Source organism: Micromonospora sp. WMMA1363 (genome assembly GCF_030345795.1).
Classification (GTDB): Bacteria; Actinomycetota; Actinomycetes; order Mycobacteriales; family Micromonosporaceae; genus Micromonospora.
In genome coordinates this window covers 4,023,337-4,038,555 of the sequence record NZ_JAUALB010000001.1, presented here as the reverse complement: position 1 = coordinate 4,038,555, position 15,219 = coordinate 4,023,337, and the positions used below count along the sequence as shown (strand labels likewise).

14 protein-coding genes are annotated in these 15,219 nt (G+C 70.0%); all 14 read right to left on the bottom strand.

Features of this window, described 5'->3' with window-relative positions:
• Window positions 1–122: 122 nt before the first annotated feature.
• Window positions 123–854: a metallophosphoesterase gene (locus tag QTQ03_RS18760; RefSeq protein ID WP_289279181.1), complete on the bottom strand. Its 732-nt coding sequence runs from the start codon at window positions 852–854 to the stop codon at window positions 123–125.
• The gene (locus QTQ03_RS18755) at window positions 851–1,876 is read right to left on the bottom strand and encodes an EamA family transporter (RefSeq protein WP_289279180.1); all 1,026 of its coding nucleotides are present in this window, start codon (window positions 1,874–1,876) and stop codon (window positions 851–853) included. The genes QTQ03_RS18760 and QTQ03_RS18755 overlap by 4 nt, the downstream gene beginning before the upstream one ends.
• The gene (locus tag QTQ03_RS18750; RefSeq protein ID WP_289279179.1) at window positions 1,866–3,119 is read right to left on the bottom strand and encodes an ATP-grasp domain-containing protein; all 1,254 of its coding nucleotides are present in this window, start codon (window positions 3,117–3,119) and stop codon (window positions 1,866–1,868) included. The genes QTQ03_RS18755 and QTQ03_RS18750 overlap by 11 nt, the downstream gene beginning before the upstream one ends.
• A 15-nt stretch (window positions 3,120–3,134) precedes the next feature.
• A complete protein-coding gene (locus QTQ03_RS18745; RefSeq protein ID WP_289279178.1) occupies window positions 3,135–3,338 on the bottom strand; it encodes a hypothetical protein in 204 nt (67 codons plus the stop codon).
• A 104-nt stretch (window positions 3,339–3,442) separates the two neighbouring features.
• Window positions 3,443–4,810 (bottom strand): cation:proton antiporter, encoded by a 1,368-nt coding sequence (locus tag QTQ03_RS18740; RefSeq protein WP_289279177.1) that lies wholly within the window; start codon window positions 4,808–4,810, stop codon window positions 3,443–3,445.
• Window positions 4,797–5,327: a dCTP deaminase gene (locus QTQ03_RS18735; protein ID WP_289279176.1), complete on the bottom strand. Its 531-nt coding sequence runs from the start codon at window positions 5,325–5,327 to the stop codon at window positions 4,797–4,799. Before QTQ03_RS18735 ends, QTQ03_RS18740 begins: the two co-directional genes overlap by 14 nt.
• Entirely contained in the window at window positions 5,324–5,869 is a 546-nt protein-coding gene (locus tag QTQ03_RS18730) for an AAA family ATPase (protein ID WP_289279175.1), read from the bottom strand. Before QTQ03_RS18730 ends, QTQ03_RS18735 begins: the two co-directional genes overlap by 4 nt.
• Window positions 5,866–6,930, bottom strand: coding sequence for a hypothetical protein (locus QTQ03_RS18725; RefSeq protein ID WP_289279174.1), 1,065 nt, complete (start codon window positions 6,928–6,930; stop codon window positions 5,866–5,868). The genes QTQ03_RS18730 and QTQ03_RS18725 overlap by 4 nt, the downstream gene beginning before the upstream one ends.
• Complete coding sequence (locus QTQ03_RS18720) at window positions 6,927–7,346, bottom strand: type II toxin-antitoxin system RatA family toxin (protein WP_289279173.1); 420 nt, start codon at window positions 7,344–7,346, stop codon at window positions 6,927–6,929. The genes QTQ03_RS18725 and QTQ03_RS18720 overlap by 4 nt, the downstream gene beginning before the upstream one ends.
• 14 nt (window positions 7,347–7,360) lie before the next feature.
• The gene (locus QTQ03_RS18715; protein ID WP_289279172.1) at window positions 7,361–7,927 is read right to left on the bottom strand and encodes a DUF6031 family protein; all 567 of its coding nucleotides are present in this window, start codon (window positions 7,925–7,927) and stop codon (window positions 7,361–7,363) included.
• Window positions 7,924–10,620, bottom strand: coding sequence for a DUF6001 family protein (locus QTQ03_RS18710; RefSeq protein WP_289279171.1), 2,697 nt, complete (start codon window positions 10,618–10,620; stop codon window positions 7,924–7,926). The genes QTQ03_RS18715 and QTQ03_RS18710 overlap by 4 nt, the downstream gene beginning before the upstream one ends.
• Window positions 10,617–11,393, bottom strand: a complete 777-nt coding sequence (locus QTQ03_RS18705) for an HAD-IA family hydrolase (RefSeq protein WP_289279170.1) — start codon at window positions 11,391–11,393, stop codon at window positions 10,617–10,619. The genes QTQ03_RS18710 and QTQ03_RS18705 overlap by 4 nt, the downstream gene beginning before the upstream one ends.
• Window positions 11,393–12,622, bottom strand: a complete 1,230-nt coding sequence (locus QTQ03_RS18700; RefSeq protein WP_502889780.1) for a hypothetical protein — start codon at window positions 12,620–12,622, stop codon at window positions 11,393–11,395. The genes QTQ03_RS18705 and QTQ03_RS18700 overlap by 1 nt, the downstream gene beginning before the upstream one ends.
• Window positions 12,619–15,102, bottom strand: a complete 2,484-nt coding sequence (locus tag QTQ03_RS18695) for a dCTP deaminase domain-containing protein (RefSeq protein ID WP_289279168.1) — start codon at window positions 15,100–15,102, stop codon at window positions 12,619–12,621. The genes QTQ03_RS18700 and QTQ03_RS18695 overlap by 4 nt, the downstream gene beginning before the upstream one ends.
• Between the last annotated feature and the right edge of the window lie 117 nt (window positions 15,103–15,219).

Sequence of the window (15,219 nt, the reverse complement as noted above, 5' to 3'; positions counted from 1 at the left end):
CGTAGATGCCAGGGCCCGGTCACGGTTGCTGGGACGTCCGCGCCTCGGCTGACGCCAATCGCCGTTGCTGGTTCGGGCGCAGCGGTCGGAGAAACGGCCGCCACGCCGGACCGCGCAGTCCGCTACCGGATCAGGACCGTGCGCACGTGCGTGGTGATCACGCCCGCGGTGAGGACGTGGAACATCAGAGAGACACAGTCCTGCTGATAGCTCCAGGCGTTGGCGCGCTCCCACGGCAGCACCGCCGCCGACACCACGCCGGGGGCCACCAGTAGCGGCACGCCCGCAAAGGTGGTGGACACCGCCGCGTGGGCGTGGCCGGCCAGCACACCCGCCACCTGTGGGTGGCGGGACAGCACGGTGGCCAGGGCCGCCGGGTTACGGAGGCCGATCGCGTCGACGAACGGGATACTCAGGGCGGCCGGCGGGTGGTGAAAACCCACCAGGGCGGGTGTCTCCGGGGCGGCGTCCAGCCGGGCGTCCAGCCACTGCAGGGCGGACGGCGACAGCAAACCGTCGTCCGCACCGGGGACCGAGGAGTCCGCCAGCAGGATCTGGACGCCGCCGTAAACGGCCGCCGACTGCGGTGGGACCAGGTACTCGGCGAAGACCGGCGTGACATCGTGGTTGCCCGGGCACATCAGCACCGGAAAGCGGTCGTGCAACGGCCTCAGCACGTCGCTCACCTGGGTGTACTCCGCCGCGGTGCCACTGTCCGCGAGGTCCCCGGTGATCACGACAGCGTCGAGGGGCCCGGCCAGGTCGCACAGGTACGACACGACTCGGCGCGCCCGGCCCGCGCGTTCCGGGCTTCCGTCGAGATGCAAATCGCTGAGGTGTGCCAGGACGGTCACGTCCGGTTCCCGACGTTCTGCGTGGTGCCCTCCGCCTCGGCCGGCACCTCGGCCGGCACCTTGTCCGGCACCCCGGCCGGCGGGTTGTCCCGGCCGTCCCGCCAGCGGGCCCAGGCACCCAGGCACATCGCCGCGGAAAGCACCAGCACGCCGACGAACGTGGTGGTGGACTGGTGCAGTCGCGGGTCGAGGAACTGAACCACGTACGTGATGATCAGGTTGGTGCCGAACAACATCGAGACGGTGATCGGCTCGGTGCGGACCATGCCCGCCTGGAGCAGGTACAGCGAGACGATCACGCCGACGATGCTGATCAGCAGGATCGCGCCGATGTTGCGCGGTGTGTAGGCGTCGAAGCTGTCCCGACCGATCAGGAGGCCCAGCGTGACCAGGATGAGCACGCCGAAGCGGGAGGCCATCATCTGCTGCACGGACATGCCCTGGTCGCCGAGGCGCCGGGTGAAGTAGGTGATCGCGGACAGCGCGAAACTGGTCAGCACGCAATAGATCAGTCCCGCCGCCAGGTCGTCCTTCGGCAGGTCACCGATCGCCGACGAGCCGTTCCAGGCCGCCGCGACCAAGAAACTCATCGCGGCCAGCATGCCCAGCGCGGCGACCACCTCCAGGCGCAGCGCCCGCACGCCGGGGCGCAGCTTGAAGCCGAGCGCGATGGTGATGCTGGGGACCAGCCCGAGGATCACCGAGTTCGCCATGGCCGGCTCGAACACGGTGAAGGCGTACAGCACCGCGACCCAGGAGACCATGGTCGCCACATTCAACGCGATCACATCCGGCAGGCAACGCCGGACGGTGGCCAGCAGCGCCGCCTTGTCGCGGCAGATCATGAAGTAGAAGCCCTGCGCGAGGACGAACGAGTTGAACGCGATGAACTCCGGGGACAAATGCTGGACCAGTGAGCCCTCGAAAACCGACTTCGTGGAGTTGATCACGCAATAGCCCAGTACCAGCAGGGTGCCCACGAGGGGAGCGTTCCGGCTCGCCGAGGTACCGTCACGCGACATCGTAGAATCCTTCACCGTCGAGGTATCGGGCCGTCATGTAGTCCCGCATCAGGACGCCTTCCACCTCGTGTATCAGGTGGACGAGCAGCGGATACGTCATGTCGTTGGTGGTCTGCGACAGCTCCTGGCCGGGGCCCACCCTGGTCAGCCGGCCGTGGTAGCTTTCCAGCTTCTCGAGTTCGTCCATCCGCGGGTAGCCGATCAGCTTCCCGCCCGCCGGCGCGATCATGTTGACGCACACCGCGTGCCGGGGCGTCTCGTAGTGGTCCTGCCAGTGCGCCAGGAACGTGTCCGGGTCGGTATACGCGGTGACCGTCCACTCCAACTGGCTGCTGCCCAGTGCCGCGCGGGTGAGCAGCGGCAGTTCGGCACCGCAGACGCGCGCCCCGGTCTCGATCAGGCGCGGGCCGTCCGGGGTCAGCTTGACCTCGGTGTGCGCGGGGCCGTTCGCCACTCCGAGTGTGTCCAGCACCTGGCTCACGTACCCGACCAGGGCCTGCTGTTCCTGGCCGTCCCGGACCATCAGCTGCGAGCCGCCGAGCAGGTCGCGGACGCCGTTGACACGCAGATGGTGGGTGCGCCAGAGGTCGCAGACGTAGTGCTTGCCGTCCACGCTGACGGTGTTCACGTAGTATTCCGCGCCGACCAGGTACTCCTGGGCCACGACACCATCGTTGCCCTGGCCCAGCGCACTGCGCCGGCCGGTCAGCGTCTCGAACGCGGACCGCACGTCGGCGGCCGTACCGCAGAAGTGCACGCCGTCGTTCAGCGCGCCGCGCAGCGGCTTGAGAACCACCAGCCGGTCGGTGTCGCCGTACCAGCCGAGGAGCGTGTCCAGGTCGGTGGCCAGGATCTGGTCGGCGGCGGGCAGACCGGCCGCCTTCACCGTCTCGATCATCCGGTACTTGTCCCGGCGGGCGCCGCTCAGTGCCGTGCCGTTGGTGCGCACGCCGATCGCCTCGCTCAGCGCGTCCGCCAGCTCGACGCCGCTCTCCGCACCGGCGAGCAGCGCGACCGGAGCGTACGGGCGGATCGTGGCCACCGTGGCGTCCAGGTCGCCGGTGTGTACCACGGTGTCCAGGAAGTCGTCCGGCTGAGACGACGCCGCGAACAACGCGGGCGGGTCGATCAGACTCTGCACGTGCAGGCAGTCGAAGCCTGCCTGGTGGAAGAGCGGGGCGAGGTGCCGCGCGGTCGAGAAGGCGTCGGTGATCGCGACGACCGGTCGGCGTGTGGTGCTCATGGTCGGAACCCTTCTCTAGGACGTTCGGGACTGGGCGCGGCGGACCGCGGCCACCACCGCAGCGAGGTCCACGTCGCATGTCGGTGCTGTCCTGCGGTGACCCGCGTCGGGTGCCTCCCGGTCGGGGCACGGCACGATCGCGTCCGGCCGGATGCCGTTGTCGTGCGGCGCGGACACCCGCGGGCCCCGCGCCTGGAGCGGTGCGCCGAGGCCGGACACGGTGAGTCCTTGCCGACCGAGGACGAGACCCCTCCGGTGACGAAGATGTACTTGGCAGCGTGTACCACCAGAAACGCCTTTCCGTACGAGAGAGATGGGGCAGGTCAGCCCACGACCGCGTTGCCGGGTGTATGTTCGGCGGGCACGTGGCTGTCGTCGACCACGTTGCCGGGTCCGGTGGGCACGCGGGTGTTGTCGTCGGCCTGCAACGTGCCGCGCCGGACCGCGACCTCCAGTGCCCAGCCGGCCAACTGGGACGTGCCGACGGCGGTGAGGATCAGTGTGGTGAACAGCGACTCGTTCACGATCCCGGCGTCGTAAGCCACGGTGGCGAGCACGATGCCGGGACCGCCGCGGGCGTTCAGCGCCAAGGCGAGGTTGGCCGATTCGGACGTCGACCGGTGGGTCATCCGGGCGCCCAGATAGACGCTCGCGCCCTTGGCTACGCAGGCGACCAGGACGAAGCCGGCGGTGAACCACGGGTCCAGCGCGTGCACCAAATCGAGCTTGAGGCCGACGACGGCGAAGTAGATCGGGATGAAGAAGCCGGACGAGAAGCGCCGGATGGACACCAGCGCCTCGTTGTCATCCGGTCTGCCGCGCCGGCCGGACATCAGGCCGACCACGAACGCGCCGAAGATCGGTGCCACTCCGAGGAAGACGCAGAGCGCGACCACGGAAAGCAGCACGGTCATGCGGCCGGCCACCTCGCCGGGCCGTGACCTCGGGGGACGGCCGCCGGTGCCGCGGCGGATCCACGCTGCGACCATCGCGGTAGCCGCGAAGAACGCCAGCGAGACGACCACATGGTAGACGGCCCTGGCCGCGGTGGCGTCGATGCCCAGCAGGACGGCTAGGCCGAAACCCTCGTCGCCGCGTGCGGCTACCATGCCCAGTGTGATCGAGATGATCACGTTGAGGACGATGTCCTCCAGGACCGCCACCGAGAGCACCATCCGGGCGAACCGGGACCGGATGATCCCCAGGTCGAGCATGATCCGGGAGATCACCGGGATGCTGGTCACCGCGATCGCGCAGGCGATCATGAGGGTCAGCCCGGTGACGTCGTTGGCCGGGCCGACCAGCGCCGTGGTGTCGATCGCCGTGACCATGAGCAGCCCGATGCCGAACGGCACCAGCATTCCAACCACCGAGACCACCGCGACCGTGGCGCGGTTCTCCCGGGAGAAGACGGTCCGCATCTCGACGCCGGCCGTGAACATCAGCAGCAGCATGCCGAGCTGGTAGACCAGCGAGACGCCGACTGCGGCGGCGCCCCCGGTGGGGAAGAGGAACCGCTGCGCGTCCGGTGCGAGCTGACCGAGCACGGTGGGTCCGAGCAGCAGGCCGCCCAGGATCTCACCGACCACCGACGGCTGCCGGAACCGGGCGAAGAGCCGGCCGACCAGGTGTGCCGCGAGTAGCAGCGACACCAGGCCGACGACGACTTCGAACAGTTCAGCGGACGCCACGTCCCTCCTCGAGACTCAGACGCGAGGCGACCGCGGACTCGGATCCGGTGTACTTGCCGTCGTAGGTGATCGATTCACCCTGCATCGACCAGAACGCCAGCTTGCCGATCACCATCCCGGGGTAGACCCGGACCGGCTGGGCGACCGTCATCTCCAGCGTCCACGGGAAGATGGCGCCGCTGTGCCCCAGCGGGGCGGAGAACTGAATCCAAATACCCAGAGTGGACGACGACCGGCACGCGTACAGGGTGGCCGCGTAGTGCGGGCTGCCCATCGCCTCCATGGTGCCGCCCAGGTAGAAGCGGCCCGGCTCCAGCACGAGGCCGTCGGGACCCATCTTGACGTGCTCGGCCGCTGGTGGGCGGAAGCAGTCGATAACCTCGTCGTTGTACCAGAGAATGTCCTCGGCGAGCCGGAATCCGTAGCTGTTCGGCTCGATCCGTTCCGCGTCGAAGTCGTCGATGTAAATGCGTCCCGCCCGTACCTCGGACAGGATCTCGAGACCGCTCAGAATCACACCCAGCCCCTCAGCACGGCGTGGACCCGGACGCGGTACGCGTCCAGGCTGCCGGTGTTCTCGATCACCGAGTCCGGCGGAATCTGGTCGATGTGCCGGGTGGAGCGGTCGGCCAGCGACGGGTCGCCGCGTTCGGCGAGTCGCTTCCGGCGTACATCGTCGTCACAGGTGACGCGCAGGATCCGGAAGCCGCGCCCGGTCAGACCGGGCGCGTCGTGGTGCGGGTCGCGCAGATCGTCGTTGACGATCACATCGGCGGTGGCCCGGTCCAACCGGGCCAGGAAGTCGTCCACGATCGCGGTGGGCCGGATACGGCGCATCGCATCGGCCAGCGCCTCCATCAGCACCTGATCCTGAGCGCCCGCGGGCAGTGTGACACCGGATCGGCGGTAGACCTGGTCCTGCAGGTCGTAGAGCGGCTCGGCGAGCTTCACCACAGCGTGCGAGAGTCCCTGTTCGCGGGCGAAGTCGGCGATCAGCGAGGCGCAGGTGGACTTCCCCGCGCCGGCCAGACCGACGACGGAGACGCGTAGAATGCTCACGGTCGGCGTTCCTCCCCGGACAGCAGGGTGTCGAGGTCGATGTCGAGGGTCCCGCGCAGACGGATCATCTCGACGGCGTCCAGGGCCGTACGCAGTTCGGCGAGCGAGGCGTAGAACCGCGCGTAGTCCGGGACCAGGTGTGACTGCCAGGTGAAGAACGTGGTGTCCACCTGCCGATCGACGATCTTGTTGAGGTGTGCCCAGCGCTCGTTGCCGTCGGTCAGTCGCCACGTGGTCAGCTGCTCGCCCGGCTTCACCTCGGGCAGCAGGAGCGCGGCCAGCCGCAGCGGCTCGGCGGAGAACTCGGCACCCATCCAGGACTCGAACAGGTCCGGATCCATCAGGACCTTGTTGCTCGGCTGGTACGAGTCGATCCGCTCGTCCACGTTCTCCCGGACCAGCTTCTCCAACCGCGGCTCGGCCCGGATCGTGCCGACACCCACGTACGGGTAGTCGCGCCACGGGTAGACCACGACGTGGCCGTCTTCCAGCGTGCAGAACAGCTTGTCGCCGGTGAAGTACTTCCAGCCCGGCCGGCGAAGCACGGACAGCAACGTGGTGGTCTTGCCCGCGCCCTTGGGCCCGGCGATGATCACCGCTCGGCCGTTCTTGGACACGCCGGACGCGTGCAGCACCACCGTGCCCTCGTTCTCCTCGTGCCGGATCACCAGGTCCCGGACGAAGTCCAGGACCTGCACGGTGGACTTCTCCGTGATCCGGACGGTGAACGTGTTGTCGGTAGCCACATCGAGCGGCGCGTCCAGCAGGGTCGCCCGGTTCACGTAGCGCTTGCGACCGTCCCCGACCACCACATGCGCGTCGAAGGTGAACTCGGCCGCGCTGCTGCGCCGCACGATCGACGGCGGGATCCGCCAGACCGCGGGCTCCACGTCGGTGTCCGGGTGATAGCCCAGCACGGTGATCCGGAACGTCGGCTCGCGCGCCGGCCGGTCGGCCATCAGGTGCCGGAAGAACCGTTCCACCGGCTCGAACGCCGCCGTGGCGTCGGCTGCCACCTCGAACGCGACGGTGGTGTGCAGGAAGTTCAGGTAGCGGTTCACAGGTTCTCCGATCCGGCCGGTACGACGCGCAGCAGTGCCTCGGCATGGGCTTGCAAGGACTGCGCCCAGATGGGTTCGAGCAGCGGCGCGAGCCCGTCCACACCCAGCTCGAAGACGATGGTCAGGCGGACCCGGGCACCCCCGGCGGCCTCGGCGACCTCCCACGAGCCGGACATCTCCTCCAGATCCCCGGTGATCTGCGTGAAGCGCAGGACGGTGCCCGGCCCCACGTCGTCACGCTGTTCCCAGGCGACCTCGCTGCCGTTGAGCAGCACCGTCCAGTGGGTGCTCGCACCGTCAGCCCGGACGTCCACCACGTGCGGAGCCTGGGAGGCCAGCGTGGCGGCGCTCCGGACGGCGGCCCACACCTGCGCGGCGGGACGAGCCACGTGGGTTTCCGCGGTAATCGTCGGCATGTCGGTTCCTCCTCTCAGGCGGCCTTGATCGACGACGTGAGGAAGCCGATGTCCAGACCGGCTTCGCGGGCCAGCCGGGCCCAGACCCGCATGGTGCGCAGCATGTCCCGCTGCCCCTCGGCGACCAGACGGTCCGGCAGTTCGCCCGGGAAGCCGTCGAGCAGCCGCTCCCACAGCAGGTAGATGCCGTCCACCCGGCAGCTGTCACCGCCGAACTCCTCATCGAGCGCGAACACCGCGGCGAGCTGCGGACCGGTCGCGTCCATCACCTCGTGCATGCCGTACTCCAGCGCCAGCGCGAGGCAGTGCGCGTCGTCGACCGGCTGCCGTCCGGCCAACCGGTGATCGACGTCGAGCAGCTGCTCCAACAGGCGCAGCTTGGCCGCCTGCCGCATCTGCGGCTGGTCGGCGCCGCCCGCCAGGTCCTCGATGTACGCCCGTCCCTCGGCCAGCATCAGCCAGGCGGCCTGCACCCAGGACTCGACGGCCGCCTGACTCGGCATGGCGTGGCCCGCGCGCACCGAGGGGAACACGGTGATCCCGGCCGCCGCTGCCGTCGTGGTGGTGGTGGTGTCGGTCATGCTGCCGTCTCCTCGTCGCGGTACGTGATGCGAAGGCGCGTGACGCCGGCCCGCAGCGCGCGCAGCAGGGTGCCGGCTTCCCGGCAGTCCAGCCCGGCTAGGTCGGCGAGATCCGCGGGACTGTCGGTCAGCGGCAGCGTGGACGCGTCGGGCAGCACCACACCGGAGCCGTCGCCGATCAGCACGGTGGCACCCGGCAGAAACGGCATCAGGTTGCCGCCGGCCTCGGCGCGCACCTCGACGCCGGTCACGGTGCCGGTGGCGCGGGCCACGTCCAGCGCGAGCGACACGTACTCGCCGGCCAGCGGACGGGTCGCGGCGGCCGGTTCGAGCGCGGCGGCCACCGACTTGCGCAGGCTCTCCAGCGTGGTGGCGACCGCCTGCACCCGGGCGTCCCGCCAGCGGCCGTCGGCGACCAGGCGGGTCCAGCGCAGCACGTACCACTTGCGCGTGGTGTAGACGTCACCATGGTGGGAGAGCAGCGCGTCCATCAGGTGCAGCAGGGTGTTGTACGCGTAACCGACCCGGCCCCGGGGCTCGCCGGCGGCCTCGGCCAGCGCCGCGTACGCGGCCTGCTCCAGCGCCAGGTGCAGCGAGTGCCGACTCCACACCGTGGCCAGCGCGGGCAGCCACGGCAGGTAGGGCGCGGTGCCGTCCATGGTGATGCCGTTGACGATCCGCTCGGTCTGCTTGCGGCGTGGCTCACGCTTCTTGTCCCAGCCGCGGATACCCTCCACGGTCTGCCCCGGCGGCAGCGCCGCGAGCCGGTCGAGCTCGTCGAGATTGGACGTCAGCTCGCCTTCGGCGAAGCTCACCACCTCCAGATGGTGGCCGTCTTCGAAGATCTTCGTGGAGATCCGGGGCCCGTCGATCGGGTCCGGCTGGATCCGGATGAAGTCCAGGTCGCTGGTCGGGTTGGCCAGCCCGTGCACCGGTGAGCTGGTGAGCAGCAACCGGCCGGGGCCGACCCGTTCGTGCATCAGCCCGGACAACCAGCCCGGGTTCAGGTCGCGGCCGGCGAGAAAGGTGCGGACGTGCTCGTAGCGCCGAGCCGTCAGCTCCTGCGGCGAGAGGGCATGCGGGAAGACGGGCATCAAGGACAACCTTCGTCGTGGGATTGCAGCGCGTGCGGTCACCTGGCGGTGAACCAGCCGCGCGGGTGCCGTGTTGTCGATGAGGCCGGGTGCTGACCCGGCGACGATGTCCGGCCCGACCGCCGCATGGATCGCGTGCAGCCGGTCCGAACCGGTCCAGACCACGTGCGCGCCGACTTTGTGCAGCGGCCGGACGTACGGCGGTGCACCGGCCACGGCCGCGGTCGGCTGGTAGTCGTCGTGCAGGGCCACGAACGTCACCCGCGGGTCACCCGTCTCACCGTCCGCGAGCGGCCGGCCGTCCGGATCCAGAAACCGCATCGGTACGGGCAACTCGCGCAGCGCGGCCTTGGCCCGGGGCAGCAACCCGTCCCCGGTGGCGTACAGCGCACCGTTGTTCGCCGGGTGGTAGAACGCCGCGGAGCGGTCCGGGTCCACCTCGCCGTCCGCGCCGGTGACCGCCAGGCCGGCCGTCACCAACTGGTCGTTCACGTGCACCAGGTACGCGCTGCCGACCATGCCGTGATCCGCGCCGAGCACCACCGAGTCGTCCGGTCCGGCGGCGTCCAGCACCCGGCCGAGGATCTCGTCCGACCACCGGTAGCAGTGGCCGACCAGCGACCAGATCCGCTCGGTGATGTCCGGCCGGTACGCCGCGCTGCGCTCGTCGCAGAAGCCGAGCATCTCGTGCCCGACGTCGTCGGTCATCGGCAGGTAGATCACCACGAGCTCGGCGTCGTGCCCGGCCAACACCGCGTCGGTGACCGCGCCGAACGAGCGGACCGCGCACTCCACCGAGGACAGGAAGAACTCCTCGGCCGTGCCGTCGCCGCCGTCGGCGAGCCGGTCACCGAACAGGCCGGCCCGGTACAGCGGGCCGACTCCCTCCCCGGCGAACGGCGGGCAGTCGCGCATGCGGTCGAGCAGCGCCGGATCCGCCCCGCCGTACCGGGGACGCCACACCCCGGTGTGCACCAGCAGCAGCCGGTCACCGGACCGGGCGCAGGCCGCCCACGTACCGATCCGGTCGCCGGTCAGCCACAGCGGTTGCCAGCCGCCGCCCACGGTCAGCCACACCTCGCCGTGGCCCGTCACCCGCACCCCGTCGCCGGTCGCCTCGACCGTGACCGGATGCGGCCCGATCAGCCACTCCCGGGCCGGCCCCGGCTCGACCTCCGTCGCCGTGTGCCGGACCGTGCGGCGGCTGTACGCCTCGACCGCCGCGTCCACGTGCGCGGCGACCGCGTCCGCGCCGTCGAAGACCCACGGCACGTGCACGTACGCGCCACGCGCCCCGAGCGTCTCCCACACCGGAGGCACGGCAGGGAACCGCGGAGCGAACCCGCTGAGGTGGCTGCCCGGTCCGCCCCGCCCGGCACCCGGCACGGTGTATCCGGTGACGCCGTGCTCGGCGGGCCAGGTGCCGGTGAACAGCGTGGCCAGCGATGGCGGGGTCTGACAGTTCGGACGCGCGGGGCGGGCCGCGGCCAGCTGCCCGCGTTCGCGCATCCGGCGCACCGCCGGCAGTACGTCCTGCTGTTCGAGCCGGCTGACCACCCAGTGCGCGGCGGCGTCCCACACCACCCAGTACACCGTCATCCGGCGGTCAGCCTCCGCAGCAGCGCGGGCACCCCGGCCACCGAGTGGACCTCATGGTCGGCGTCCCCGGTGCGGCCCTCCGCGCGCTGGTCGGCGAACTTGCCGGTGCGCACCTGCACGGTGCGCAGACCCGCGGCCCGCCCACCGGCGACATCCGTGGTGGCGTCGTCGCCGACCACCACGCACTCCGCCGCATCGACGCCCAGCGACGCGGCGGCCAACCGGAAGAAGTCCGCGGCCGGCTTGCCCAGCACGCGGGCGGTGACGCCGGACGAGTACTCGATCGCCGCGACCACCGCGCCGGTGTCGATGTGGTCGCCGTCGGCGCGCTTGAAGTACCGGCCGCGCTGCAACGCGAGCAGCTCCGCACCGCCGCGGACCGCCCGGAACGCCTCGTCCAGCATCGCGTAGTCCAGTGTCTCCCGGCAGTCACCGATCAGCACGTGCGTGTGCGGTCCCTCGGCGACCACCGTCGGCATCAGCTCGAGCAGCTCCTTCGACAGCAGCGCGCACGTCCGGGCGCCCGCCGCGGTGAGCAGCCGTTCGGCGGCCACCACCGGGGTGAACAGCTCCGCCGCGGCGACCGTCAGCCCGTAGCCGGCCAACTCCCCGCGGATCCGATCGGCCGGCTTGGAGTCGGTGTTCGTCAGGAACCGGACGCCCAGGCCGAGTTTCCGCAGCTCGGCGACCGCCTCGACGGCCCCGTCGAGCACCTGCTCGTTGGTGTACAGGGTGCCTTCCAGGTCGAGTAGGACCGCGCGTACCGCCGCCATCAGCCGACCGTCCGAGCCAGCTCGGGCCGGGCTGCCACGGCGTCCTTGAGGAAGGTCCGCTTCGAGTAGAAGCCGCGCTCGGCGTTCAGGTCGTGGGCGCGCAGGAACGACTCGAGCCACTCGGCGATCTCGGCGATCTCGGCGAGCACCTCGGCCTCGTTCGGCTCGATCGCGGTACGGCTGCGTAGGTATTCCAGCTCGCACTGGTTGAGCGTCACCGTACGCGCGTCGACCAGGGAGCAGTGGTCGAAGAATATGCCGTACACGTGGCCGGTGCGTACCGACTCGAAGTTGACGTCGTACCGGACCCGCCGGAACGAGGGCAGCCGGACGGCGGTGACTTTCAGCTCCTCGCGGACGTACCGCTCGAACCCGCCGTCGTCGGCCAGGTCGAGCCCGTACGTGTGGGTCTCCCGGCGCTCGAACGTGTCCTCCGCGTACCACTTGCGCTTGACCAGGTGCTTGCCGTCGGTGGTCGGGATGAACGAGGCGTAGCCGCGTTCCGCCTCGGTCGGTCCGGTGACCTCGAACAGGTGGTTGAGGTAGTCCCAGGCCTGGAACTCGTCGCGGTACTCCATCACGTAGTCGGGAAGCGATCCGGCGCGCAGCCGCTCGTACAGTTCGACGGTCAGCGTCCAACTGTCCACCGGGGGCCGCAGCGTGTACTTGTACTCCAGCTCCTTGCCGCTGAAGCACTTGCGGTAGTAGCGCTGGTGGTTGTTGAGGAACAGGAACTGCTCGGCATGCAGACGGACCGCGTCGGCCAGCCAGCCCAGCGCGGCCACGTCGGCGGCGACCGCGTCCGGGGTGATCCGGATGAAGCAGGCGTCCTCGGCCAGGAACCGGATCTGGCTGTACACGTGCGCCCGGTCGCCGTCCACGGTCACGTAGAACAGCGGCACCAGCGGGCCGCCGGTGCCGGACACCTCGGCCACCGCCGCGCGCACCGCCGCGCCCGGGAGCATGCCCGGGAACAGTTGCGTGCCGTCCGCCTTCGCGCTGCCGGTGCGGCTCCCGTCCACCGTGCGGGACAGCAGGTCGACCGGACCGATCGTGTCCCATCGGAGCACGATCGTGTTGCTGGGGAAGTCGGACTCCACCGGTGCGGGCAGCGGCACCAGCACCACCGGATCCGACCCGGTTAGCGGGGCGGTGCCGTTGAGCAGGTGCAACCCGCCAAGAACGAGCGAGGCCGTACGGCCCGGTGCGGCGCCGGAAAACACTCTCATTCCCCCTTGCGGCCGGTCGTGGTGATCGTGCCATCGCTGATCACTGCCTCGTCTCCCGTCACGTCGACGGCGGCGACGGCGGGCACACCCGCCTCGCGCAGCAGGATCGCCAGGTGGCCCAGAGCGGAGCCCTGGTCGAAGACGAACCCGGCGACGTGACCGATGAGGACGCTGAGCACCGCGTACGGGCAGGCCGCCGTCACGATCGGCTTCCGGTCGTACGCCTTGACCCGGTCCAGGATCCGGGCGAGACCTTCGTGTTCGCTCACGTCCTGCGACTTGTCGATGCTCACCGCGGGACCGATGGAGAGCCGGCGTAGCAGGTCGTCGTCGTCCAGGCGCAGCAGCGGCCCCTGGGCGGTACCGGGTGAGATGCACACTTCGCCGTGCGCCACCGAGATCGCGTCGTGCCCGCCGAGGACCGAGTGGTCGACGAAGTAGAGCCGGTCACCCTCGAACACCCACTCCAGGGTCACCGGGCCGAGTTTCGCGTGCATCGCCGTGGTGAACCGGGCGATCTGGTCCAGGTGTGGTCGCAGCACCTCGCCGGTCGGCGCCATTCGGATGTTGCCGTCCCCGTCGAAGCCCTTCGTGACGTCGCCGACCATGATCGTCTCGCCGCCCGCGATGCCCCGGTTCAACGCCATCAGGCCGTGTGGGGTGTACTCCACGACCAGCCCGTCGTCACCGGCCAGGCGGGAGATCACGCCGAGCCGGCCGCGGATGAAGTCGCGGACCACCACGGCGTGCAGCGCGATGCCGTCCGCCTTCGCGCCGGTGGTGGCGACCAGGTTGTCCAGCACTTCGTCCTTGGGCACCACGATCTGCCGCAGGGTGTCGCCGAAGTCCAGGACGCACTCGTCGGAGCCGCCGCTCAGGGTTTCGCGCAGCGTCGCCGCGGTGGCCGGGTCGTGCAGGCCGCGACCGTTGAACTGGAGCACCCACCCGGCGCCGGTGGAAACGCCGTTGTCGTGCGCCATCCGGTGTGCCGGGCCACGCTTGGCCACGTAGCCGGCGTATACCGCGACCACCTCACCCAGGTGGAACGAGGCGGGTAGCTCGTCGAAGTACAGGCTGTACGCCTGGACCAGCGGTTCGACGCTGCTCCTGGTCAGGGTGCGGCTGGCGGTCAGCGGGCGCACCTGGATCAGGTGCACTCCGGCGGCGTCCGCCGCCCACTCCACGTCCACGTCCTGCCCACGGGTGCTGCGCAGCCGCTCGACGAGTGCGGTGACCTCCCGCAGCACCGCGACGTTGGGGGTCTGATCGGTGATCGTGGCCGGGTCGACCCGGGTCGGGACGGCGACTCCGGCCACCAGTTCGTCGGAGAGCCCTTCGACGTACTCGACGGACACCGTGTCCTCGCCGTCCAGACCGGTGAACGCCACCCCAGCCAGGGTGGGCCGCACCATCTGCTGCACGATCACCGCGAGCCGCGGCGTCGGGTCGAAGTCGCCGGCCCGGATCCGGGCGGCCACCGCGGGCGCCTCGTAGTAGGACCGCCAGCACCGCTCGATCGCGGTGATCGCCGCGTCCGCGCCGGTCACGCCAAGGATCGACTGGTGTACGCCGGCCAGGCTGGACGCGTCGGTGTCCTCGTCCAGACCGGACGAACGCACCGCTAGTGGGGCCGTGTTGTCGTTACCGAACATCTCGGCCAGCCGGGCACGCAGCAGTTTACGTGCATCCGCGGGCAGCCGGATGTTGTCGCCGACCTTCTGAATCCTCGCCACCGAGTCGGTGAAGAACGCCCCGACCGTGGCCCGTAGGTCGACGAACACGTCGGTCAGCGCGGCGCGCTGCTCGTCGGTGAGCGCGGCGGTGAACTCGCCGGCGGGTACCACGAACGCGTTGGGCACCCGGAACTGGTGGCTCGACCGGGCCAGCTCGGCGAACTTCGGGCCAACCTCGGCCACGTCGATGGAGGCGCCCAGCCCGGGGAATCGCTGCCGGGCGAACTGCTTGTCGAAGTCCACGTGGATGTCGCTGGACCGCGGGCCGACCGATCCCTGGTACTTGCCGTCGTACAGCAGGATCTCGCCGCGCGGCTTCCACCACATCATCTGACCGATGTTGATGCCCGGGTACACCCGGACCCGGTTCATGCTGTAGAGCTGGAGCGTCCACTGGCCGACGTAACCGATGTCGCCCAGGCTCGCCGACAGGTTGATGAAGAGCCCGAGCCGGGCCACCGAGGATCGGGCCGCGAACGTCGGCGCGTAGTGCTCGCTGCCGAGCACCTCGATGGTGTGCGCCAGATAGAGTCGCCCGGGCTCGAGCACGTATCCGTCGTCCGGGATCTCGATCTCGTCGAACTCGTTCGTCCGGCGCGCGTCGAGCCGCGTCTGCTGGTAGACACGCAGGGTCTTCCCGAGCCGGAAGTTGTAGCTGTTCGGGTTGACCTGCTCCGGGGTGAACGGCTCGATCGTGATGTGGCCGTTGGCGCGCTCTCGCGCGATCTCGGACCCGGTGAGAATCATGGGCAGTCTCCAAGCGCCGTGAAGGATGCCAGTTCCCCCGACGCCGAGTGGTTGCATTCCGGCGTCAACGGTCACAGCCGCAGTAGCTGCACCATCTACTCCGGACAATGGCTCCGT

Excerpts from the sequence above, each read along its gene's own strand:
- QTQ03_RS18755 (WP_289279180.1), bottom strand. The coding sequence starts at position 1,876 with ATGTCGCGTGACGGTACCTCGGCGAGCCGGAACGCTCCCCTCGTGGGC.
- QTQ03_RS18750 (WP_289279179.1), bottom strand. The coding sequence starts at position 3,119 with ATGAGCACCACACGCCGACCGGTCGTCGCGATCACCGACGCCTTCTCG.
- QTQ03_RS18720 (WP_289279173.1), bottom strand. The coding sequence starts at position 7,346 with ATGCCGACGATTACCGCGGAAACCCACGTGGCTCGTCCCGCCGCGCAG.
- QTQ03_RS18715 (WP_289279172.1), bottom strand. The coding sequence starts at position 7,927 with ATGACCGACACCACCACCACCACGACGGCAGCGGCGGCCGGGATCACC.
- QTQ03_RS18710 (WP_289279171.1), bottom strand. The coding sequence starts at position 10,620 with ATGACGGTGTACTGGGTGGTGTGGGACGCCGCCGCGCACTGGGTGGTC.
- QTQ03_RS18705 (WP_289279170.1), bottom strand. The coding sequence starts at position 11,393 with ATGGCGGCGGTACGCGCGGTCCTACTCGACCTGGAAGGCACCCTGTAC.
- QTQ03_RS18700 (WP_502889780.1), bottom strand. The coding sequence starts at position 12,622 with ATGAGAGTGTTTTCCGGCGCCGCACCGGGCCGTACGGCCTCGCTCGTT.
- QTQ03_RS18695 (WP_289279168.1), bottom strand. The coding sequence starts at position 15,102 with ATGATTCTCACCGGGTCCGAGATCGCGCGAGAGCGCGCCAACGGCCAC.